The organism is Bacteroidales bacterium (genome assembly GCA_041671145.1).
Taxonomy (GTDB): domain Bacteria; phylum Bacteroidota; class Bacteroidia; order Bacteroidales; family JAHJDW01; genus JAQUPB01.
Genome location: JBAZBZ010000015.1, coordinates 22,308 through 47,213 on the forward strand (window position 1 = coordinate 22,308; position 24,906 = coordinate 47,213).

Here is a 24,906-nt window from a genome sequence, read left to right on the forward strand (position 1 = left end):
AGCAAAAGGCAAATCATTATTCGAATTATTAATTGACATTTATAAAGAATTTGGTTTTTACAAAGAGTCATTGCTTTCACTAACGCGAAAAGGCAAAACCGGACAAGAAGAAATTGCGCAGATGATGATTGATTACAGAAAAAATCCACCGAAAGAAATTAATAATTCAGAAATAATAAGAATTTGCGACTATTCATTATTAAAAGATTTTGATATTATTAATAAAAAAGAAAAATCAATAAATCTTCCAAAGTCCGATGTGTTGCAGTTTTTCTTAAAAGACGGAAGCATAATATCTGTTCGACCATCGGGAACAGAACCGAAAATAAAATATTATTTCGGTGTTAAATCAGAATTGAAAGACAAAAACGATTTTGAAAAAGTAAACGCTGAACTTGACAAAAAGATTGAGAATATTATTAAATCACTGGGATTGAAATAAATTAACCAAGACCTAACAGGTTTTAAAAACCTGTTAGGTCTGCAAAATCAAAAACGATGAGCAACACATTCGGAAAAATATTCAAACTAACGACTTTTGGTGAATCGCATGGAGCAGCGGTTGGCGGAGTTGTTGACGGTTGTCCGTCAAATTTTAAATTGGATTTTAATTTAATTCAAAAAGAATTAGACAGGCGAAAACCAGGGCAATCTGCAATTACAACACAGCGAAAGGAATCAGATAAAGTTGAATTTTTATCGGGAATTTTTGAAGGAAAAACAACAGGTGCGCCAATTGGTTTCGTTATTAAAAATGAAAATCAGAATTCAAAGGACTACGAAAATTTAAAAAACATATTTCGCCCATCACATGCCGATTATACATATCAGAAAAAATACGGAATAAGAGATTATCGCGGAGGTGGCAGGGCATCGGCAAGAGAAACAGCGGCAAGAGTTGTTGGCGGCGCAATTGCAAAGCAAATTTTATCGAAACAAAAAATTTCAATCAACGCTTATGTAAGTCAGATTGGTGAAATAAAATTAAATAAGTGTTATAAAGAACTTGATTTTTTGAAGATTGAAAAAAATGCTGTTCGCTGTCCTGATGAAGCAATTGCCAAAAAAATGCTTGAAAAAATAGAGAAAATAAAAAAGTCAGGTGATTCTATTGGCGGAATAATTAAGTGTGTTATTAAAAATGTTCCTGCCGGAATTGGCGAACCTGTTTTTGATAAACTTCAGGCACAGCTTGCAAATGCAATGCTTGGCATAAATGCAGCAAAAGGATTTGATTATGGCTCGGGGTTTGAAAATATTGAAAAGAATAGTTCGGAAATTAATGATGCTTTTATTTTAAAAAATAAAAAAGTATCAACACTTTCAAATTATTCGGGCGGAATACAAGGTGGAATAAGCAATGGTGAAGATATTTATTTTCGTGTTGCTTTTAAACCGACGGCTACAATTTTAAAATCGCAGAAAACTTTAAACACAAATGAAAAAGCAGTAGAATTTACAGCTCACGGAAGACATGACCCATGCGTTTTGCCACGTGCCGTTCCTATTGTTGAGGCAATGACAGCTTTAGTTTTAGTTGATAGTTATTTGGTAAATAAAATATTTAACACATAAATTATTTGTTAATAGTTAAATTTATTTTTTATTTTTTTTCTTTGCGTCTTAGCGTCTTAGCGAGAAAATTTTTATATTTGATTTTTAATCTTTTTTTATGAAACTAAAACTTTGCATTGTAGTTCCCTGTTACAACGAAGAAGAAGTATTGACAATAACTTCAAAAACATTATTGGAATTGCTCGAAAGATTAATTTCGAAAAACAAAATTGACGATTCGAGTTTTTTGTGTCTTGTTGATGATGGCAGTTGCGACACAACATGGGAAATAATCAAAGATTTATCACAAAAAAATAAAAATATTCGCGGAATAAAATTTTCGACAAACTTCGGGCATCAGAACGCACTGCTTGCCGGTCTTCTAAACATGAAAGACAAATCCGATTGCATAGTTACGATTGATGCCGATTTGCAGGATGATGCAAATGTTATTGAAGAAATGCTCAATAAATATAATGAAGGAAATGAAATTGTTTACGGAGTTAGAAATAACCGTGAAAGCGATTCGTTTTTCAAACGTTTTACTGCTCATTTTTTTTATAAACTTATGCAGGCAATGAAAGTAAAAACTGTATATAACCACGCTGATTACCGTCTTGCAAGCAAAAGAGTTTTAAATGAATTTGCGCGTTTTAATGAAGTGAATTTATTTTTACGCGGAATTTTTCCTACTCTTGGTTTTAGGTCGGCAAATGTTTTTTACAAAAGAAGCGAAAGAGTGGCAGGTGAAACAAAATATCCGTTGAAAAAAATGATTGAATTTGCATGGAATGGAATAACTTCATTCAGCATTTATCCACTACGTTTAATTTTTTTCCTTGGTCTTATTATTTTCTTATTTTCATTTTTACTAATATTATGGGCTTTTCTGCCTATTTTTGAGGGCGAAGCAGTTCGTGGCTGGGCATCAACTGTTATTCCGTTGTTCTTTTTCGGCGGGTTACAGATGATTTGTCTCGGAATAATAGGTGAATATGCCGGTAAAATTTATAAAGAAATTAAAGCCCGACCGAGATTTATTATTGAAGAAGAAATTTAATATTTACTAATTATAAATTTTTAATATCATGTTTAAAAAAATATTCAAAATTTCAGGAATAGTAGTTCTTGTGATATTTGCGGCTGCTATAATTCTTCCCATTGCATTCAAAGGAAAAATTGAATCGAAAGTTAAAGAAGAAATAAATAATAATATTAATGCAAAAGTTAACTGGAAAAATTATGGTTTAGGAATGTTCCGGAGTTTTCCTGATTTTATTATATCTATCAGAGGACTTACTGTAATTGGTGTTAATGAATTTGCAGACGATACACTTGCAAATATAAAATCATTAAATGTTAGAATTGATATATTTAGTGTTTTCAAAGGTAGTTCATATAAAATCAAGAAAATTACTCTCAATGAACCTAATATTCACTTACTTGTTTTAAAAAACGGCAAGGCAAACTGGGATATTTCAAAACCTTCGGCAGCGCCTCAGCAATCCGGACAACCGTCGGCATTTAAATTGTCATTGCAGAAAGTTTTAATTAATACGGGAAATCTTACTTACGATGCACAGGATTTAGGAATGAAAATTATAATAAAAAAGCTCAATCATGTCTTAAGTGGTGATATGACAGCCGATTTAACTTCATTGGATAATAAAGGAACTATCGAATTTCTTACTTTGATTTATGGTGGTGTAAAATATCTTAATTCTGTGAATGCCATCATCAGTGCTAAACTTGATGCCGATTTAAAAAATTTCAAATTTACTTTTAAAGAAAATGAATTCAGAATAAATCAATTGCTTCTTGGAATGGACGGTTATGTGGCAATGCCGAAAAGTGATATTGAAATGAATTTAAAATTCAATGTAAAAAGTACAGATTTCAGAAATTTCTTATCTCTTATTCCTGCTGTTTATACCAAAGATTTCGAAAAAGTTCAGACAAAAGGAAAACTCGCTCTTGACGGTTATGTAAAAGGAATATACAATGATAAAAAAATTCCGGGATATTCAGTGAATATCCAAATTGATGATGCAATGTTCAAATATCCTGATTTACCAAAGTCGGTTACAAATATTGCATTAAAAACAAATATTACAAATACAGGTGATAATGCCGACAACACTGTAATTAACATATCCAAATTTCATTTCGAAATTGGCAACAATCCTGTTGATATAAGAATGGATATTAAAACGCCTGTTTCTGACCCTCAAATCAATGGAATTATAAAAGGTAAAATGAATTTAGCAGAAGTTAAAGATTTTTATCCTCTTGAAAAAGAACAGGAGCTTACTGGCGTTGTGACTGCCGATATTTCATTAAACGGAAAACTTTCTTCAATAGAGAAAAAGAAATATGAAGATTTTAAAGCAAATGGTAAAATCAATGTCAGCAATCTGAAATATAAAAGTAAAGATTTTACACAAAGTGCTGCAATTAGTGAAATGGAACTTCTATTCTCTCCGCAATTTGTTGAGCTGACATCATGCAACATAAAAATTGGCAAAAGCGATTTAAAAGCTAAAGGTAGAATTGATAATTTATTATCGTACATTTTCAAAAAAGATGTTTTAAAAGGAACCTTCCAGAGTTCTTCAAATTTAATGGATTTGAACGAATTTATGCAACCGTCAAAAGAAGAAACTGTTGCCAGCAAGCCAAAATCAGATGCTTCTTCTTCTTTAACTATAATTGAAGTTCCCGAAAACATTGACTTTGTGGCAAATGCTACTTTCGGAAAAATTATTTACGATAATATGGAAATGACAAATGTTGATGGAGTGCTTAAAATAAAAGACAAGCAAGTTACATTAGAAAATCTTAAAATGAATATGCTCGATGGACGGCTCGCTGTTAACGGATTTTACAACACAAAAGATAAAAATAAACCTTTAGTTGATTTTAATCTCGATATAAAAGATTTTGATATTCAGAAATCGGCAAAAACTTTTATAACAATGCAAAAGCTTGTTCCTATTGCAAAATCATGCTACGGAAAATTTTCAACAAAAATGAAACTCAATACTGCTCTTGACAGCAAGATGATGCCGATAATAAATACCATAAACGGAGAGGGTTTGTTGAATACGACAAAAATATCGGTTCAGGATTTTGCTCCTCTCACAAAAATCGGAGATGCTCTGAAAATGGAAAAACTAAAAAAATTATCTCTTGATAAAATAAATTTTTCATTTAATTTCATTAACGGAAAAATTATTGTTAAGCCATTTGATTTTACTTTTGAGAAAATAAAAGGTAAAATAGGAGGTTCAAATTCATTCGACCAAACAATTGATTACGTTGCCAATCTTGAAATACCTCGAAGTGAATTCGGTGGAGCAGCAAACGGAGTTTTGAATAACCTTACATCGCAGGCAAACAGTAAAGGAGCAAATTTCAAAGTTGGTGATATCGTGAAAGTAGATGCATTGATTGGCGGAACTGTCACAAAACCTACTATAAAACTTGGAATGAAAGGCACAATGAATAATGTAATTGAAGATGCTAAAAATAAAGTGAAAGATGAAATCAACAAGAAAAAAAATGAAGCCGAAAACAAAGTAAAAGAAGAAGTCAACAAAAATAAAAAAGAACTTGAAGATAAAGCTAAAGCCGAACAGGAACGGTTGAAAAAAGAAGCTGATGATAAAGTAAAAGCCGAGCAGGAAAAAATAAAAAAAGAAGCTGATGACAAACTGAAAAAAGAAAAAGAAAATTTGAAAAATAATTTGAAGAAAAAAATTAAGTTCTAAACAAAAACGCCACAGACTCACAGATGAAAAAAAGAATATACTTTTTATTTTTTCTGCAATTTTTATTTATATTTTCTTTTTCACAAACAGAAAGCAATTGTCCTGAAATAAATAACAGAAAAGCGATTAAGCTTTACTCAAAAGGAATAGAAACTTATAATACTGCCCGCAATCCATCGGAAATCAGAGAAGCAATTACATTGTTTAATCAGGCAATTGAAGAGGAACCGCAGTTACCTGATGCATATTTTGCGCTGGCAAAAATTAATTTTAAAAATCAATCGTTAAAAGAAGCGGAAAAATATCTGCTTAAAACCATTGAATTATGCCCGTCATACAATAATGAAGCATACTTTCAGCTTGGAGAAATTTATCTGGGAAGAGCCGACCACTTTTATGAGTCAGGAAATTTTCAGGAATCCGCAAAGAATTTTGTTAATGCTGCAAAAAATTATTTTAATTATTTGCAAAATCTGAAAACAAGCAACAAAAAAACTTCAGATGACAAAAAACTGGAAATTGAGAGAAAATACGAAACATCAAAATTAATTGGAGATTTGCTGAGCCATCCTGTTCCTTTTAACCCAAAACCTGTTGAGGGTATTTGCACAAAAGACGATGAAGCTCTTTCTATTATTACTCCCGATAATGAACTTGCTTTATATACAAAAAGGTTTAAAAAAGAACCCTATCCTGATTATATCGAACAATTTATGTATAATGAAGCTGTGAATGGAAAATTTGGCACGGGATATATTATGAAAGCTCCCTTCAACCAAGGAACTAATGAAGGCGGAGCAACTTTAACTGCCGATAATCTTCACATGTTTTTTGTTATTTCCAAAAAGGAAACTACAACTAAAACCGAAAAAGGAGTAACAAAAACCAACGAATATTTTAACAGCGATATTTATTATTCTGATAATATAAACGGACAATGGACAGAACCAAAAAGCATTGGTGATAATGTAAATAGCCCCGATTCGTGGGAATCACATCCTTCAGTTTCTGCTGATGGCATGGTTCTTTATTTTTCAAGTAATCGCCTTGGTGGCTTTGGGGGATGCGACTTGTATAAAATTGAAAAAAACGAAAAAGGTGTATGGGGCAAACCAATAAATCTGGGTCCTACTATTAATACTGCAGGTGATGAAGTTTCTCCTTTTATCCATACCGATAGCCAGACATTGTATTTTTCTTCAAACGGACACGACGGACTTGGGGGATTGGATATTTTCTACACAAAGCAAAACGAAAAAGGAGAATGGACAACTCCCAAAAATCTTGGTTTTCCTATAAATTCAATATATGATGATGAAAGTTTTTTTGTAAGCACCGATGGAAAAACCGGCTATTTTTCTTCCGACAGGAAAGATATAAAAGGCAAGGGAGGAATTGATTTATATTCATTTCCATTATATGAAGATGTAAGACCTGAAAGGGTTCTGTTTGCTAAAGGACAATTGAAAGATGAAAAAACAGGGTTGCCAATAAAAGCTACAATTGATATTAAAAGTGTTGATGGAAAAAAAATAAAAGAAATTTCTGTAGATACTAATTCCGGGAAATATGTTGTAGCCATGGCTTTTAAAGATGATTACGTGCTGACAGTAAAAAAAGAGGGCTATGTTTATGATTCAAGATATTTTGCTAAAGATGACACCACTTATCAAACGCCAAAAGCAATTGAACTTGAAGTTAAGCCTATTGAAGTTGGCGAAAGCTACAGGATAAATGATATTTATTTTTCAACGAACTCTTCTGAATTAACAAATTCTTCAAAAATAGTATTAAATGAATTTTTTGATTTTCTTAAAGAAAATCCAAACATGAGAATTTCGATACAGGGACATACCGATGATATTGGCAGCGAATCTGACAATCTTGCATTATCCGAAAATCGTGCAAGGGCAGTTCAGCAATATTTAATTTTTAAAGGGGTTGAACCAACAAGAATGGAATATAAAGGATTTGGTGAATCACAACCTGTAGCAACAAATGAAACTGCAGGAGGAAGAGCAAAAAACAGAAGAACTGTGTTTGTAATATTAAATAAATAAAAATCGAAAAATAAAAACATGAAATCATACAAAAAAGAACTCTGGTTCAATCTTGATGCAAGACGCGCATTTTTAAATATCACTCCAATGATTGAAGATTGTTTGCGTGAAAGCGACATTAAAGAGGGTTTGCTACTCTGCAACGCAATGCATATTACTTCAAGTATTTTTATTAACGATGACGAATCGGGCTTGCACAGCGACTTTGAAACATGGCTCGAAAAACTTGCTCCTGAAAAGCCGCATTCACAATATCATCACAATGGCTATGAGGATAATGCCGATGCTCATTTAAAAAGAACCATTATGGGAAGGGAAGTTGTTGTAGCAATAACAAACGGACGACTTGACTTCGGTCCTTGGGAACAAATTTTTTACGGCGAATTCGACGGAAAAAGAAAAAAACGAGTGCTTGTGAAAATTATCGGAGAATAAAATAAAAAAACATTCGAACAAACGAATTATAAAAGAATAAAAATAACAAACGAAATTTTAAAACTATTTAAATTTAAAAACATGCAAAAAGCAGAAATTCAAACAGCAAAAGGTACAATGAAAGTGGAGTTCTTCGAAAAAGATGCTCCCAATACCGTAGCAAATTTCATTAAACTTTCAAAAAGTGGATTTTATGATGGTCTTATTTTCCACAGAGTAATTCCTAATTTTGTGGTTCAGGCAGGTTGTCCAAATGGCAGGGGAGACGGTGGTCCGGGCTATACTATAAAATGTGAACTAACGGGCAATAATCAATATCATACACGCGGTACTCTTTCGATGGCTCATGCCGGAAGAGATACTGGTGGTTCACAATTTTTTATATGCCATAATAGAGAAAATACGCAACATCTCGACAGGCAACATACTGCTTTCGGAAAAGTTGTGGAAGGACTTGATGTTATTGATAAAATTCAACAAGGTGATAATATCGAAAAGATTTCGATACTTGAGGAATAAAATTATTTAATAAATTCCGATTTTATAATTGGTGATAGATATTTTCCGAAAAATTTGTTTTACAAAACTATTATTTATATATTTGTGTACTTAAATACATAATTATAAATTTATGAAACGTACAATTATAAAAATAGATGAAAACAAATGCACGGGTTGTGGCTTATGCGCTGAAGGTTGCCATGAAGGTGCGCTTCAAATTATAGATGATAAAGCCCGTTTGGTAAGTGAACTTTTCTGTGATGGTCTCGGCGCATGTATAGGCGAATGTCCCGAAGATGCAATTACTCTTGAAGAAAGAGAAGCTCAGCCATACAATGAAACTGAAACAATAAAAAGAATTTCCGCAAAAGGTGATAATACAATTATTGCACATTTGAAACACCTCAAAGAACATAATGAAACAGAGTATTTAAAAAAAGCTATTCATTATTTAAAAGAAAATAATTTCAAACTTAATTATGATGAGTTTGAAAAAGCAGAACCCCATAATCATGTTGGAGGATGTCCTGGTTCAAAGGCAATGGATTTCAGAAATGAAATAAAAGAAAAAAGTTGCGAAAAAGAAATCGAAGATAACCCTTCTGAGTTGCGCCAATGGCCTATTCAATTGCATTTGATAAATCCCACTGCCTCATATTATAAAAATGCTGATGTTATACTTGTTGCCGATTGCGTGGCATACAGCATCGGTAATTTTCATGAAAAATATTTAAAAGGAAAAAGCATTGCAATTGCTTGTCCAAAACTTGATTCAAATAAAGAAATTTATGTTGAAAAAATAAAGCAAATGATTGATGAAGCTGAAATAAAATCGTTAAATGTTATGATTATGGAAGTGCCATGCTGCAATGGATTATTGCAAATGGCAAAGCATGCAAATGAGGAAGCAAAGAAAAAGGTTGATATTGAAGTAACAGTAATTGGAATAAAAGGAGAAGTAAAAAAATAAATAAAAAATTAAAATTTTAGTCATTTAGTATATTAGGACTTATCAAACATATTAATTTACAATTAATCAAAATTTAATTAAATCTTAATATTAAATAATATTCTAAAAAATATATTTGACACATTTACAATTTTTAAATAAATCATAAATTTATAAGGAGGAAAAAATATGAGTATGTTTTGTTTTCAATGTCAGGAAACTTTAAAAAATACCGGTTGTACAATAAAAGGCGTTTGCGGCAAAGAAGAAAGTGTTGCCAGAATGCAAGACCTTTTAATTTACACGTTGAAGGGAATTTCTATTTACTCAATAAAAGCCCGTAATGCAGGAATTGAAGATGATGAAGTGAATAAATTCATTGTTGATAGTTTATTCATGACTATTACAAATGCAAATTTTGATAAATCGAGATTTACAGACCAAATAAAAAAAGGAATTGAACTTCGTGAAAAAATAAAAAGTGATTTGGAAAAATCGGGAATAAGATTAAACGAAGCAGAACTTCACGATTCGGCTAAATGGAAAGCAAACACGGCTGAAGGATGTGAATTAAAAGCTGAAAAAATTGGTGTTCTTTCGGCCAAAAATGAAGACATTCGTTCGTTAAAAGAAATGTTGATTTATGGAATCAAAGGAATATCGGCGTATGCAGAGCATGCAAGGAATCTTGGTTATGAAGATAAAAACATTTACAAATTCATGCAGGAAGCATTGGCAGCTGCAACCAACGATAAAATTTCTGCTGATGAACTAGTATCTCTTGTCATGGAATGTGGTAAAAATGGTGTAAATGTTATGGCTTTACTTGATAAAGCAAATACATCAGCTTATGGAAACCCTGAAATCACAAAGGTAAACATAGGAGTAAGAAATAATCCTGGAATATTAATCAGCGGACACGATTTGAAAGATATGGAAGAACTTTTGCAACAGACCGAAAACAGCGGTGTTGATGTTTATACTCACAGCGAAATGTTGCCAGCAAATTATTATCCTGCTTTTAAAAAGTATAAGCACTTTGTTGGAAATTATGGAAACGCTTGGTGGAAGCAGAGAGAAGAAATCGAATCATTCAACGGACCTGTTTTATTCACTTCAAATTGTTTGGTTCCTCCTTTTGATAATGCAACTTATAAAGACCGAGTTTATACAACAGGCGTTGTCGGATTCGACACTTTCAAACATATTTCCGATAGAAAAAACGGAAAGCAAAAAGATTTTTCTGAAATTATTTTGCATGCAAAAAAATGCAAGCCACCTGTTGAAATTGAAAAAGGCGAAATCATTGGTGGTTTTGCACACGCTCAAGTTTTTGCACTTGCCGACAAAGTTGTAGATGCAGTAAAATCGGGAGCAATAAAAAAATTCATCGTAATGGCTGGCTGCGACGGAAGAATGAAAAGCCGCGAATATTACACGGAATTTGCAAATAAATTACCGAAAGATACTGTTATCCTCACTGCCGGCTGTGCTAAATTCAGATATAACAAATTACAATTAGGCGATATTGGCGGCATTCCGAGAGTGCTGGACGCAGGACAATGCAACGATTCTTATTCTCTTGCGGTTATTGCTTTAAAATTGAAAGAAATTTTTAAGCTTAATGATATTAATGAGTTGCCTATTGTTTACAATATTGCTTGGTATGAACAAAAAGCAGTACTTGTATTGTTAGCTTTATTATATTTGGGAATTAAAAATATTCATTTAGGACCAACATTACCCGGATTTTTATCACCCAACATTGCAAAAGTATTAATCGAAAAATTCGGAATCGCAGGAATAACAAATGTTGATGAGGATTTAAAAATGTTTTTAAATTAGATGCTGGAGATTGGAAGCTGGAATTTGAATATTAAATTTTTAATTAACCGAAAACTAAAAACAGAAAACTGTAAACTAATTTTTTTATGGAAGAAGACATTGAAATTTGCCATTGCATGGAAGTAAATAAAAGTGTAATTATAAAGGCAATAAAAGAAAAGGGATTAAAAACCGTTGAAGATGTTCAGGACGAAACTACAGCAGGAACCGGCTGTGGCGGATGCATTCCTGACATTGAAAATATTCTGAAAAAAATTAATCAGCAGTAAATAAATTTTATCGAAATTACGGTTTTTGTATTGGAAAAATTTCAAATTACAATTTTATTTCTTTTAATACAAGCTTTAAATCGATTTTATTTTGAGGTAAATTGTTTTTGACAATTTCCCAAATCATTTCATAATCAATTCCAAAATATACATGGGAAATTAAATTTCGTAAATTATACATTTTTTTCCATGGTATTTCCTTATGTCTTTCCTGAATATCGGCAGGAATGTTTTTTGTTGCTTCTCCAATAATTTCAAAGTTTCTAATCACTGCATCAACTATCATATAATTCTTTTTAAACTCAGAAAAGCTTTTATTGTTTGTGTATTCTTCAATTCTTTTTATTGAGGTCAGCATGTCTTCGATATAAAGAGCATATTTTCTTTGAGCAGGATTCATACGTATTTAACCTGTTTGGTGATAATATCGCGAAGTTGTTTTTTTAAAGCATTTATCGAAACCAAATCAATTTTTCTTTTGAGTTCTTTTTCTAGCAACTCCTGCAAATCAAAAAACTCCCATCCAATCGGCTTTTTGAAGTGAACTAAAATATCAATATCGGAATTTTCATTTTGTTTGTTTTCCGAAAATGAACCGAAATAACCAATCTTATCAACATAAAATTTGCTGAATAATTCGGGCTTAAGATTAGCTAATATATTCTCTATTTCCATTTGAGTTATCATATTACAAAACTACGTAATTTTTCAAAAATTACAAAATCTATTATATAAATTTCTTTATGGTATAATGTTATAAGTTTTCCTAAAGTTCCAAACTTTCGGAAAGTTTTCTAAAAAATCAGCGATAAATCATTTCAGCAAAAGATTTTATTGAGTGCAAAGTTTCTTCCGGTGCTTCGAGATAACCCATGTGTCCGCAGTCGAGAATTGTTACTTCCGAATGTTTTGGTAAATTGATTTGCATTGCAGCTTTTTCAAAAGGTATTCTTTTATCTTTTTTTCCAAAAATAAAAAATACAGGAACATTTGTTTCAGAAAGCAAATCCGAATAATCTTTTCTTTCGAGCATTCCAAGTTGAGCTGCAGTAATTCCTTCAGCAGTCATTTGTTCTGATGCATTTATTTTTAATCGTTCGATTTCGGGTTTCAATCTTTCAACATTTTCGGGTGCAAACAAATCGGGAATAAATTGGTTTAAATAATCTTTATGATTTTTTCTTATAATTTCTATTGCACGTTTTCTGTTTTCTTTTGCTTCGGGAGTGTCGGCAAATGCTGATGAATGAAAAAGCCCGAAACCGTTAATCATTTCAGGAAACTTTTTTGTAAAAGCAAGTGTTACGTATCCACCCATAGAATGACCGAACATCACACATTTTTTAACATTCAGAAATTCCAGTACCGCTTTCACACAATCTGCCATTAATTCCATTGTGTGAACTTCCGCTATACATTCACTTTTGCCATGACCAGGCAAATCAATAGTTATTACTTTATATTTTTCCGATAGCTTTTCAGTAAAATTATTCCATATTTCAAGCGATTCCGTGAAACCGTGCAATAGAACAATTGCGTTACCGTTTCCGTTTTCACAGAAATTTATTTTTGCTCCTTTAAAATTAATTGTTTGATAAGGCATAAAAATATTATTTTATAAGTTTATAAAGTTAGTAAAATTAGAAAAATTTGATAATTGAAATTTATTTTTTTCTAAAAACCGGACATAGTTGTCAGACCTGTCAGAGTTTAAAAATTCTTTTTATTTTCCAACCTTTTCCGTATTATTGTAAAAATCTTTTTTATGGAATATGGGTTTTGTGATTTAAGTGTTGTTGCTGTCCGCAGGGAACCAAGCAATTTGAGTGAAATGACAACACAATTGCTTTTTGGTGATATTTTTCAGATTATCAAAAAGCAAGATGAATGGATTCAAGTAAAAATATTTTACGATGAATATGAAGGGTGGATTAATCAAACACAATTCAAACAAATTTCAGGCGAAACATTTATTAAGCTTACCAACACAAGTCCCGATTTGTCAACCGATTTAGTTCAACTTATAATTAACGATACTCAAAAAACTGTTATTCCGATTTTGATGGGAAGTTCTTTTCCTTGTCTGGTTAACAATAGTTTTCATATCGAGGAAACTAAATATATTTTTGAAGGACAGACAGCCGACAAAAATAAATTTAAAAACAGGAATAACATTGCCGAAACCGCATATATGTACCTGAATGCGCCGTATCTATGGGGAGGACGCTCTCCATTCGGAATTGATTGTTCGGGTTTTACACAAATGGTTTTCAAATTAAATGGAATAAAATTACCGAGAGATGCTAATCAACAGGCATCAATTGGCGATATTTTAAGTTTTCCAGATGAACCACAACAGGGCGATTTGGCTTTTTTTGAAAATGATGAAAAGAAAATCACTCATGTCGGAATCATTCTTGGCAAATCACAAATCATTCATGCATCGGGAAAAGTGAGAATTAACAAAATTGATAATCGTGGAATTTTCAATATTGACCTAAATAAATACACGCATTCGTTGAAATTTATAAGAAAAATTATTTAAATAAAAATCCAGAGTTTTTAATGATTAAAAAAGTTTTCATTTCAGGCATTGGAACAAACGTAGGAAAAACAATATTTTCAGCAATTATCACAGAAGCGTTAAAAGCTGATTACTGGAAACCATTGCAGGCGGGCAATCTTGAAAATACCGATTCGGCTATTGTCAAATCACTTATTAGCAATAACGCTTCACGCATTTATCCCGAAATATATAAATTCAAAAATCCTCTTTCGCCCCACACTGCAGCAGAACTTGAAGGAATTGAAATTGAATTGAACAAAATAATTTTACCCGAAACCAAAAATAACCTGATAATTGAGGGAGCCGGAGGACTTTTGATTCCTCTTAATAATAAAGGTGATATGGTGATTGACCTGATAAAAAAAATTGATGCAGAAGTAATCTTGGTTTCACGAAATTATCTAGGTTCAATAAATCATACTTTATTATCCGTTGAAGCATTGAAACAAAGAAATATTAAAATTTCAGGAATAGTTTTTAACGGCGAAAGAAATAAATCGGGTGAAAAATTTATTCTTGCTCATACGAATCTGAAACTAATTGGAAATATTGAGAAAGAAAATATTTTTGATAAATCTACAGTAATAAAATACGCTGAAAATTTCAGACAAAGCTTTAAAACACTTACTATTATTTGAAAAAAAATCGTACTTTTGTATAAATGATTTTTCTATGAAATTATTTAAAAAAATATTATCTGTAATTTTAATTCTCATATTTTTTTCTGCCTGTAAAATATTCAAACCCAAATGCGAAACCTGTCCACATTGGAGTAAAGCAGATGTGAAAAAAACACAAATAAAAAATAATGAGAGAAAAATTTAAAAATATTCTTTCGGAGTTTCTGCCCGAAAATGCAGTTGCTCTGATTGTTGAATGGATTATACAGTACAAAATAAACCTTAAGATAACAAAAAAAAGAATCACGAAATTTGGAGATTATCGCCCACCTGCAAATAATTCTACCCATAAAATTACTGTAAACGGAAATCTTAATAATTATTCTTTTTTAATAACTCTTGTTCACGAAATATCGCATCTTGTTTGTTGGAATGAATGTGAAAAAAGAACAAAACCTCACGGAAAAAGCTGGAAAGAAAATTTTAAAAAACTTATGTTTCCTTTTCTGAATGAAAAAATATTTCCCGAAGAAATTTTATTAAGCTTAAATAAATATCTCAATAATCCTGCCGCTTCAACATTAAGCGATACAGAGCTTATGCGTATATTGATGAAGTATGATAATGATACCGCAGGTGATTTGAAATTCACTTTAATTGAAAATATTCCTGATAATTTATTCTTCGAAATACCGAGTGGCAGAAAATTCAGGAAAATAAAAAAAATCAGAAAACGATATAGATGTATTGAAATTGATACTAATAGAATTTACCTTTTCAATCCTCTCGCAAATGTAATTGCACTTGATAATTAATTTTATAACTTTGTATGAATTTATTTAAATATTTCGATTATGAGTATTACGAAAAATAAAAGTAATTACTGTTTGATTATGGCAGGTGGTTTGGGTTCGCGTTTCTGGCCAATGAGCAAACTTTCACACCCCAAACAATTTATTGATATTCTGGGAACAGGAAAAACGCTTATTCAGCAAACTTATGAACGTTATCTAAAAAACTTTTATAAAGAAAATATTTTTATTCTTACAAATGAAATATACAGGGACCTTGTAAAAAAACAATTACCCGAAATAAAAGACACACAGATTTTGTGCGAACCTGCCCGAAGAAATACAGCTCCTTGTATTGCTTATGCGACGTACAAGATAGCACAAATCGACCCGAATGCCAATTTTGTTGTTTCTCCTTCCGACCATATTATTATGAAAGAAGATATTTTCAGCGAAATGGTGGATTTAGCATTGAAAGCAAGTGCTTCCGAAGATATTCTTATTACAATAGGAATTAAACCAAGCCGACCCGATACCGGTTATGGCTACATTCAATTTGTTGATGATATTAAAAATAAAAATGAAAAAATAAAAAAGGTTAAAACTTTTACGGAAAAGCCTAATCTTGAAATGGCAAAATTCTTTGTTCAAAGCGGAGATTTTATGTGGAATGCAGGAATATTTATATGGTCGTTGAAAAGTATTACCGAAGCTTTTGATAATTTTTTACCTGAAATATCGTCAGTTTTCAAAGATGGAAATAATAAATATAACACGAGCGAAGAAACAGATTTTATTAAAAATGCTTTCACTGTTTGTAAAAGCATTTCTCTCGATTATGGTATTATGGAAAAAGCCGATAATGTACATGTAGTTTGCGCCGATATAGGCTGGTCGGATCTTGGAACATGGGGTTCATTATATGATAATTCCGAAAAAAATAAATCGGGAAATGTAGTAACAGGTAATAACGTTTTGCTATATGATTCAAAAAATTGCATTATAAAATTTCCCCAAGAAAAACTTGCTGTTATTCAGGGAATGAGTGATTACATAATTGTCGAGTCCGATAATATACTGCTTATTTGTAAAAAATCGGAAGAACAACAAATAAGGCAATTTGTAAACGATGTGAAAATTAAAAAAGGCGAGCAATTCGTATAAAAATTTATGTCCGTCAACTGACGGGTTGTGTCTTCGTATCTTAGTGACTGTCCTATACTACTCCCAATGAAGACGGATTTAATGATGTATTTAAAGTAAAATATACCGGTGAATTTAAAACTTTTCTATGCTCATTTTCAATCGCTGGGGTCAAGCTTTACGAAACCAACGATATCGACAACGGCTGGGATGTACGCGAATGCCCGATGGTGTATATTACTATATAATTAACGCTGCTGCTACTGATAATAAAAAATATAACTTTACCGGATATGTTCATGCAGAAAGATAAAATTTTCTAATAATTGAAAAAAACTGTCCATTATATAAATGAACAGTTTTTTTATTTTATCCCAAATTAAGCATTAGGAGTGAAGCGAACTAATGCTTAATTTAGGTTTATATAAAGCCAAATAAATAGGTTTTTCAAAATCCAAAACAGTTTCTAAAATTAAAGGAAAATTATAATAAAGTAAATATTTATTTTGCTTTCAATAAAATTATTTATGTATAAACTTATACTTTTTATGCGATATTTCTATTGCATTCTTATATAAAAACGTTTTATATTTACACCCAATATACCTATAGTAAAACAGAATTAATATTATATTTTTTAGAAAAAAATGAAACCTTTTAAGGAAAAAAATCGTATTTATTTTTTTTTATTATTATAAGTCAATGCTTTAAGTTAAATTCTAAAATATAATACGAAATTATGAAAAAGAGAATAATTTATTTAATTATGGCAATAGCAATTTTAAATATACCAAAAGTTCAAAGCCAGGATAAAAAAGATACCCTTTATAAAAACATGGGTGTTGCAGTTTCTCCGGCTCATTTGAATTTTTCTTTAAGACCGGGCGCATCAAAAACGCAACAAATAAAAATAACAAATGATACAAAAAAGAAAAATAAGTTCCAGTTGAATTTCAAGGATTTTGACATGAATGAAAACGGAAAAACTATATTTATTGATGCTGGCAAAGGCAAATACAGTTTATCTAAATGGGTAACAATATCACAAACATTTGTTGAATTGGAGCCGGGAGAAGAAAAAAAGATAGATGTAACAGTTAATATTCCTGCAACAGACGACGGATATAAAGCAGCATGGTGCATATTAATGGTTAACCAGCAAGAAGAGAAAAAAGATATTGATGTAAAGGGAAATGAAAAAACAATTGCTTTTGGTGTTATACCTCTTATATCGTTTGGAATTTATATTTATCAAAACCCGCCCAATGTTTTAGTAAATAAAGTTGAAATTCAAAATTTTAAATTAATTTCTTCTGATACTTCAAAAGTTAAAACTTTAAACTTAAGAGCAAAAAATACGGGAGATGGAATTTCATTTAGCAGTTGTTATGTTGAATTAACCAATACAAATATTGGCAAGCAAAATAAATTATTAGTTAAAAAATTTACGATTTTACCTGGTGAAACAAGAGATTTTACTTTTGATTTACCTGATAATTTGGAAAAAGGCAAATACTCTGCTATAGGAGTATTAGATTTTGGCAGTAATGAAGAAATAGAAACTGCAGAAATTGAGTTTGAAATTAAATAAAAAAAAATATTAGTAACAACTAAAAACGATGTGTATGTGAAAGGGATATAAAAAAAGTTGAAATTTCGTGAAGCATGAAATTTCAACAGGCGTTATACTTCGCATAGTAAAGTATATAAAGTTAAAAATCATATTAATTAAATTTAAAATTTTAAGGAGACCAAACTATGAAAAAAATCTTTTTAGCAATCGTTTTGGTAACTTTGTTTTCCTTTTCATTTAATAGAGCAAAAGCTCAGTTAATTGATGAAAAGAATGTAACATTTACCATGGATTTGCAGCCGATTCTCCAACTTAACATGGAAACACCCGACCAGATGTCGTTTGTATTTGATGAAATTGACAAATACTACGGTGGTATTACAAAGTATGGAGCAACAACTTTAAAAATCAGCTCAACTGTTAACTGGGACTTATATGCAATAGGTCTATCTAATGGTACCGTGGGGACAGGAAAATTTTGGGACCAAGTATTAAAGTATGGTACAAATGCAACGGGAGCAATTGACTCTATACCATTGAGCGCACTTGAAATCCATCAATCTCATGTGAATCCTTGTGTAACAGCTTCAGTAGTTGGAGCTGCCGACTATAGTGGCAAGTTTACAGCTGCAACGGCAACAACAGACTCAGCTAACAGTAATAGCGTTTATTATGACCCTTCTGTAATTGAAACTCCTCCTTTAATTGGAGAAAAATATATTGCAGGTATGAAGACAACAGGTGCTACCAAGTCTGTTGACGGAGGAAGTTATATGACACAAAGCGGCTCATCAAGTGATTATTATTACACGTTAGATTACAGAATTATTCCGGGCTTGCCTGTAAGATTTCCAAAGGCATTTCCGCCTACAGGTACAACATCTGATGAAATAGCAACTGGAAAATATGCTCAGCCGGGTGTTTACACTATGTATGTTAAATATGTATTATTGGAAGACCAATAAAAAATTGAAACATAAATAGTTGTAAAAGTACTTATTTTGTCATTCCCTGACAAGCAGAGTTTGTAAAACTCTGTTTCGAAGGGAATGACAATTTTAACAACCTGTTAATAAATTTATAAAAATCGTAGTTGCAAGCCCGAGCTATGAGAAAAAACAGAAATTAACAACAAACCACAAACGAAATACTTTTATACGAATAATGAACTAATTTTACAAGTTAATTTTCAGTTATTTGAAGTACCTTTTATAATCTTTGAAAATTTTTGTTATTTTTGATAAAACAAAAATCTAAACACAAAGAAAAAATTAATATATTAAAAATAAATAGTGAAAAATAAAAAAACTTGTGCTGTTAAAACTGAGAACTATAAACTGAAAACTAATATACAAAAAATGAAAATGAAAATAAAAATCAAAATCAATTTATTTATAATATTATTTGTCTGTACTTTGTTTGTTAAAGCTCAGAATTGTCAGCATTACCCTACATCTTATGTATTATTATCTACCGAACAAAATGTAAATTTTACATTTGATTCTTTTGCAAAATATTTAGGCGGTATAACAATAAGCGGGGCTACTATGCTGAGAATAAAAGTTGACAGCATTATAGATAACCCCAATTGTATGTGGAAACTCAAAATAGAATTGGACAATAACCATGTTAAAGGAACACCTGATAAAGAATGGGAACAAATTGAAAATTATGGAACAGCCGGAAATATGCCAACTTTAGATATGCTTCAAATAAGAGTTAGAAATGGTTGTAATACTTCGTCGCTTAATTTATTTGCTTCGAGATTTATAAATTATGATGATATTGTATATATTATTGACGGAAATTCTTTAAACTATGGACCATGCTCTCTGAATGTAAATTCAGTAGGTAGTTATTTAACAAATTACGAAGCATATACTTTTATAATTGATTACAGGATAAAACCGGGATATAGTTATAGACCGGGATTATATCAAATCAGTTTAAATTTTGTTTTGATGGAAGATAATTAGAAATGAATAATGAATATTGAATAATAAAAACTCTTGATACCTGAACTATTAACTTTAAGCTGAAAACTGTAATCTTCAAAAGTTAACATTTATAATTCCGAAACAATGTTTACTTAAAATCGTATAAGTATTTATTGTATAAACAATACTTAATGATTTTAGTAAAAAAAATATTTTGTTTTTTTTTATACCTCTTAATTTTATTGTTAAGTTGTCAATCTTTTTCACAGAATGTCACTACACATAACACTTATAATAACTTTCAAACATTATCAATAAAATTTATCAAGCCGGATATAGCATTTATCAAGGGAGAACTTATTTCAAATGTATTAGCAGTAAATAACAAGACAGACAAAAAAGTTGAATTTATAATTAATGTAACTTATCCAAATGGATGGAAAATATTAAATAACAAAGAAAAAATATATGAAATTAAACCGAATGATTTTATATTTATTCCCATAAGGATTTTACCACCTGCAGTTTTAGTAGGAAGTACAAAATTTTTATTTAACGCATTTGCATTTACAACGGATGGAAAACCATTGGCAAATGACTTTTTTTTCGCATCAACAAAAAAAATTGTTAAGTGGGAATTGAATGTTTCGCCTGAAAATGTTACATATTTTAGAAATAATGAAAATACTACAAATTTCTCATATAATCTTTATAATCTTGGAAATGAAAAAATAGATTTATTTGTTACTTTAAATAATAATAGTAAAAATGTATTTATATCTGACACTTCCGGTAAATTATTGACAAAGCTATATAACAATTATACAGTTGAACCGCTAAAGGATACAACAATTTATCTTAAATTAAAATATTCGGATAATATAAGAAATAAACAATGGGTAGATATTGAAAATCATAAACCATTATCGCAAACAAGCGAAAGCAGATTCAATTTATTTATAAATTCTTCAGTACCTAAAAAATCTTTCTACGTTAATTCCCCAAGGATTGGAAAAAAATTGGACTTTGTCAGATTACCTTCCGAAAAAATGGTAAGCCCATTCGGCAGTTCTGTTATTCCTTTAGTTGTTGATGCAAATGTTTACAACGTACTTAATAGTTCCACAACGACAATAATTGATTTACATGGCAATACCATTTTAAGCAATAAAGCAAATTTAGTATATAGTACACAACTTGGTTTTGCTTCAAACTATTTCACAAATATTACAAAAAATATCCCTTTATATCTGGGTTATTTTTATAAAAAAGGAAGTATTCAAATAGGTGATGTTCCAACCGGAGTATATGGTATGGGGGGAAGTAAAGGTATTAAATGCGATTATTATATAACAAGCAGAAATAAAATCGGAGCATCCTTAACCCGCTCAAATAATTTATTAGCATCTAAAAATATTACAAGTATAGGAATTTTTAATGATTATTATACCCGTTCTAATATTCATTTCTCAACTAATTATGGGCATTCTATAAATGAAATAAATAAAACCAATACGGATATATTATCATTCGGAAATTCATTTTTGCTATTTAAGAAACATTATATAAGTATTTCTCTTGCAGGAAGCAATAGTTATAATATAAATAATAAAAAAATCAACCGGTTTGGATACTCAAGTAATTTGTCATATTCGGGAATTTTTTTTAAAAACAAACTAAACACAAATGCCAATGTAACTAATTCTTCGAGTAATTTTGGGATATATAATTCAAAGAGTTTCAACTTATTTTTTAATAACACATTGCAAATAAGCAAAAAAACCAAATTATTCTTTTCCAATAGTTATAATGAGTATGAGACAGGAACAATGTTTAGTAAAGTTTATAGTAATTCTTTTTCAATAGGAAACGATATTTTAAAATCAAAAACAGGTAATTTCAAACCTTTGGTTTTTTATAACATTTCTGATATTTCAAACTACATAGTACATTCAAGAGGACTTGGATTGAATTATAGTATTTTTAAAAAAGATAATAATTTGAACGCATCTTTTTCCTTAAGAACCGGCTATAACAAATATTTAGATGAAGTAAACAAAAGAGATTATTTCTTTATTCAAAATTTCTTTTTGCTCAAATATCGTACATACGGAATTAACGTTAGATATAATTATGGCTCTAATTCCGTATCAAAACAATATTATACAAGTTTAAGTAACAAATATCCTCAAGCACTTGGTCTATCATTGCAAAATCAATATTTATTTAAAAATACCAGATTTGCAATTCAAAATAATATAGGATACTCATATTATAATCAATTTTACAGCAATAGTTTTAATGTCAGTTCTGATGTATTTTATTATACCGTATCGGGATGGAGATTTAAACTTAATTTGAGTTGTTATTTATCAAGCTCTAATACACAAAAGGGTCTTAAAGATTATTATAATAATATTAACCAACAACAAACAGAAGCAAAACCAACAGTTTCAAGTGGAATGAATATAGGATTCGGTATCAGAAAAGAATTTGGAATACCTATACCAAGTTCAAAAATCAGATATGCAAATGTTACAATAATTCCTTTTATTGATGTTAATGGAAATCATAAAATGGATGAAAATGAAAACTTTTTAGATAATATTGTTATAAGAATTGACGGTTGGGAAGCAATAACTAGCGAAAAAGGAGTAGCCACATTTAAAAATGTTCCTGTTGGTAAATATACTTTCATGGTATTTCCGCTTGATGATTTGCAAGGATGGTTTGCTAACAAAGAAGATACAATTTCAATATTCAAGAAAAATGAAATAAGATATATACCTTTTGTAAAAGGAGTAAAAATATATGGCAGCATTTTACTCGAAAGGGAAAAGTTTGCCGGTGATATTGAAAAACCTATTGATTTATCAAAAATTAAAATTGTAGCACATGATGGAAAATCATATTATACATTAACAAATTCCAAAGGTGAATATGAATTTTATTTGCCTTATGGTAAATATACTATTTCTATGGATGAGAAAATTCTTAGCAGTCAATTTATATTGATGCAGAACGATTTTACTATTACTCTTAACGAACAAACAGAAAACCTTTATATCCCTTTTTATGTTGTTGAGAAAAAGAGAAAAGTTAATATAAAAAAGTTTGGTAACGGCAATGAAAAATCGGAAAATGTAAAGCCCGCAGAAGAAAAGCCGGCGATTAATGAAGCAGCAGCAGTTAATAAAGTTGTTACTAAACAAGCAGTGATTAAAAAAACTGCCGCCGAAAAATTAGCCGAACAAAAAGCGGCAATTAAAAAAACGGCGGCAGAAAAAGCAACTGCAAAAAAGCTGGCGGCAGAAAAAGCCGCCGCTGAAATTGCAGCAAAAGAAGCAAAGAAAAATGAAATAATGAATTCTGCTGACAGCAAGGTTAAAGAAACTCAGCAATACCTCGAAAGATTGAAAGCTCTTGATGAAGCTGCGAAAGGTGTTAATGAATCATATAAATTATCGGCAGAAGATAAGAACAGGGAAATTGCAAAAACTTCTTCCAATGCTGTAAATACAGGTGATACAACAGCAGCAAAAAAAGCAAATGTTCTTCACTCGGAAGTTGAACGGTTAAATGGCAAATCTGTTATTGCGGAAAGTGTAAAAAGCCGGCTGGATGACGCTGTGAAAACAAAACAAAACGGAACTGATTCCATAAATAGATATGCATCGGATGTTAAGTTGAAAATAGCATCTGATTCAATTGATGCATCCATTGGAATTATTGAAAAAATGTCTAACATACAAAAGAACACAAATGTTGATACGAATTTGATTTTTTCTGATGAACGCGATAAAATGTTTATTAAGACAAAAGAAAATGAATTAAATGAATATTCACAACAGAGCAGACAGATTCAAGATGAGATTAATATATTGAAAGGGGACTATGAAAATATTAAAAGAGATGCTGATAATTCAAGAAAAAAAGATACAAAAGAAATATATTTGAAAAAAGCTGAAGAAGTTAACAGCGATATAAAAATAAATCAGGAAAAAGAAAGCAAGGTTAATAATAAGACAGCAAAAATTCAGAATGAAATTGATAGTGCAAAAGCACGTTTAAACTTGTATTCCGAAGTTGCCAATGACATAAAGAAATACAATAAGTCGTCAGTTGGTTCGCTTAATAAGTTATTAAATAAAAAAAGCGAAGAACCCGAAAAGCAAAAAAAGCAGGAAGAAAGCAAAGTAAATAATGACTTGAAAGAAAAAGAAGTAAAGAAAGAAAATAGCGAAAATCTGCCTATAGACACTGCCGCAGCTAATAAAAAAACGATTGAAAAGATAAATACAGAGAAAAAAGACAATATTGTTCAGCCGGATTTAAAAACCAAATCTGCGAGCGATTCACTGAACAATAAGACAAAGCAGGGAACTGAAGAACTCGAGAAACAAAAAAAGCAGGAAGAAGACAAGTTGTTTGCCTTATGGGAAAATGATACAAAACAAAAGGAAAACAGCATAATTATATCAAAAGATACTGCATCTGTTGTTGAAGACAAAAAAGCTGTCGATGCCGAAAAAATACAAAAATTTATAAACAATTCAACTAATCCGAAAACGGTAAGGGAATTGTTTTTTACTATTCAGGTTGGAGTGTATATGAAGCCGGATGTTACAAAATTTGAAGCATTAAAGGATGTTTTTTTGGAAAAAAATGACAAGTCGTATCGTATCTGCAGTGGAAAATTCGATAATTTTCTTGATGCAAGTGTTTATAAGGATGGTTTGGTTAAGCGTGGATTTGAAGGCGCTCACATAATAGCATATTATAAGGGCAAAAAGATAACCAATAAAGAAGCAAAGAAGATATATTATAGGTAATAAAAGTTAATAGTGTCTTAATTTTTTTCAATATTTAATCTGAATCTGTGGTGTTAAAGCA

Annotated in this window: 22 protein-coding genes; 19 read left to right on the forward strand and 3 right to left on the reverse strand. The window is 30.7% G+C overall.

Annotated features, from left to right (window positions below; all coding sequences use genetic code 11):
* From WC223_06880 to WC223_06925, 10 genes are all read left to right on the forward strand, one after another.
* The coding region (locus tag WC223_06880) for a phospho-sugar mutase (GenBank protein MFA6923962.1) at positions 1 to 442 on the forward strand (442 nt) is incomplete at its 5' end.
* 56 nt (positions 443 to 498) lie between these two features.
* Positions 499 to 1,575 carry a chorismate synthase gene (gene aroC / locus WC223_06885; GenBank protein MFA6923963.1) on the forward strand — a complete coding sequence of 359 codons (1,077 nt, stop codon included), beginning with the start codon at positions 499 to 501 and terminating at the stop codon, positions 1,573 to 1,575.
* A gap of 97 nt (positions 1,576 to 1,672) precedes the next feature.
* Entirely contained in the window at positions 1,673 to 2,614 is a 942-nt protein-coding gene (locus tag WC223_06890) for a glycosyltransferase family 2 protein (GenBank protein MFA6923964.1), read from the forward strand.
* 28 nt (positions 2,615 to 2,642) lie between these two features.
* Positions 2,643 to 5,324 (forward strand): AsmA-like C-terminal region-containing protein, encoded by a 2,682-nt coding sequence (locus WC223_06895; GenBank protein MFA6923965.1) that lies wholly within the window; start codon positions 2,643 to 2,645, stop codon positions 5,322 to 5,324.
* A gap of 23 nt (positions 5,325 to 5,347) precedes the next feature.
* On the forward strand, positions 5,348 to 7,384 hold the full coding sequence (locus tag WC223_06900) for an OmpA family protein (protein MFA6923966.1): 2,037 nt from the start codon (positions 5,348 to 5,350) through the stop codon (positions 7,382 to 7,384).
* Positions 7,385 to 7,402: 18 nt separating this feature from the next.
* On the forward strand, positions 7,403 to 7,819 hold the full coding sequence (locus WC223_06905) for a secondary thiamine-phosphate synthase enzyme YjbQ (GenBank protein ID MFA6923967.1): 417 nt from the start codon (positions 7,403 to 7,405) through the stop codon (positions 7,817 to 7,819).
* A gap of 81 nt (positions 7,820 to 7,900) precedes the next feature.
* Positions 7,901 to 8,338, forward strand: a complete 438-nt coding sequence (locus tag WC223_06910) for a peptidylprolyl isomerase (protein ID MFA6923968.1) — start codon at positions 7,901 to 7,903, stop codon at positions 8,336 to 8,338.
* Between the two features lie 112 nt (positions 8,339 to 8,450).
* Entirely contained in the window at positions 8,451 to 9,290 is an 840-nt protein-coding gene (locus WC223_06915; protein MFA6923969.1) for a 4Fe-4S binding protein, read from the forward strand.
* A 174-nt stretch (positions 9,291 to 9,464) separates the two neighbouring features.
* Positions 9,465 to 11,114 carry a hydroxylamine reductase gene (gene hcp, locus WC223_06920; protein ID MFA6923970.1) on the forward strand — a complete coding sequence of 550 codons (1,650 nt, stop codon included), beginning with the start codon at positions 9,465 to 9,467 and terminating at the stop codon, positions 11,112 to 11,114.
* Between the two features lie 86 nt (positions 11,115 to 11,200).
* A complete protein-coding gene (locus WC223_06925) occupies positions 11,201 to 11,383 on the forward strand; it encodes a (2Fe-2S)-binding protein (GenBank protein MFA6923971.1) in 183 nt (60 codons plus the stop codon).
* A 46-nt stretch (positions 11,384 to 11,429) separates the two neighbouring features.
* On the opposite strand, the gene WC223_06930 is transcribed toward WC223_06925, so the two are convergent.
* From WC223_06930 to WC223_06940, 3 genes are all read right to left on the reverse strand, one after another.
* Positions 11,430 to 11,783: a DUF86 domain-containing protein gene (locus WC223_06930; GenBank protein MFA6923972.1), complete on the reverse strand. Its 354-nt coding sequence runs from the start codon at positions 11,781 to 11,783 to the stop codon at positions 11,430 to 11,432.
* Entirely contained in the window at positions 11,780 to 12,058 is a 279-nt protein-coding gene (locus tag WC223_06935; GenBank protein ID MFA6923973.1) for a nucleotidyltransferase domain-containing protein, read from the reverse strand. The genes WC223_06930 and WC223_06935 overlap by 4 nt, the downstream gene beginning before the upstream one ends.
* A 127-nt stretch (positions 12,059 to 12,185) precedes the next feature.
* Positions 12,186 to 12,986, reverse strand: coding sequence for an alpha/beta hydrolase (locus WC223_06940; GenBank protein ID MFA6923974.1), 801 nt, complete (start codon positions 12,984 to 12,986; stop codon positions 12,186 to 12,188).
* A gap of 162 nt (positions 12,987 to 13,148) precedes the next feature.
* On the opposite strand from WC223_06940, the gene WC223_06945 reads away from it, so the two are divergent.
* The 9 genes from WC223_06945 to WC223_06985 all read left to right on the forward strand — a co-directional run bounded on the left by WC223_06945 (position 13,149) and on the right by WC223_06985 (position 24,845).
* On the forward strand, positions 13,149 to 13,928 hold the full coding sequence (locus tag WC223_06945; GenBank protein MFA6923975.1) for a C40 family peptidase: 780 nt from the start codon (positions 13,149 to 13,151) through the stop codon (positions 13,926 to 13,928).
* Between the two features lie 20 nt (positions 13,929 to 13,948).
* Positions 13,949 to 14,587 (forward strand): dethiobiotin synthase, encoded by a 639-nt coding sequence (gene bioD, locus WC223_06950; protein ID MFA6923976.1) that lies wholly within the window; start codon positions 13,949 to 13,951, stop codon positions 14,585 to 14,587.
* Positions 14,588 to 14,757: 170 nt separating this feature from the next.
* Complete coding sequence (locus tag WC223_06955) at positions 14,758 to 15,384, forward strand: SprT-like domain-containing protein (protein MFA6923977.1); 627 nt, start codon at positions 14,758 to 14,760, stop codon at positions 15,382 to 15,384.
* Between the two features lie 39 nt (positions 15,385 to 15,423).
* A complete protein-coding gene (locus tag WC223_06960; GenBank protein MFA6923978.1) occupies positions 15,424 to 16,524 on the forward strand; it encodes a sugar phosphate nucleotidyltransferase in 1,101 nt (366 codons plus the stop codon).
* A 127-nt stretch (positions 16,525 to 16,651) separates the two neighbouring features.
* Entirely contained in the window at positions 16,652 to 16,816 is a 165-nt protein-coding gene (locus tag WC223_06965; GenBank protein ID MFA6923979.1) for a gliding motility-associated C-terminal domain-containing protein, read from the forward strand.
* Positions 16,817 to 17,242: 426 nt separating this feature from the next.
* Complete coding sequence (locus WC223_06970; GenBank protein MFA6923980.1) at positions 17,243 to 18,094, forward strand: DUF916 domain-containing protein; 852 nt, start codon at positions 17,243 to 17,245, stop codon at positions 18,092 to 18,094.
* A 167-nt stretch (positions 18,095 to 18,261) separates the two neighbouring features.
* Positions 18,262 to 19,041 (forward strand): hypothetical protein, encoded by a 780-nt coding sequence (locus tag WC223_06975; protein ID MFA6923981.1) that lies wholly within the window; start codon positions 18,262 to 18,264, stop codon positions 19,039 to 19,041.
* 399 nt (positions 19,042 to 19,440) lie between these two features.
* Positions 19,441 to 20,052 carry a hypothetical protein gene (locus tag WC223_06980; protein MFA6923982.1) on the forward strand — a complete coding sequence of 204 codons (612 nt, stop codon included), beginning with the start codon at positions 19,441 to 19,443 and terminating at the stop codon, positions 20,050 to 20,052.
* Between the two features lie 152 nt (positions 20,053 to 20,204).
* On the forward strand, positions 20,205 to 24,845 hold the full coding sequence (locus WC223_06985; GenBank protein ID MFA6923983.1) for a hypothetical protein: 4,641 nt from the start codon (positions 20,205 to 20,207) through the stop codon (positions 24,843 to 24,845).
* The last annotated feature ends 61 nt before the right edge of the window (positions 24,846 to 24,906 follow it).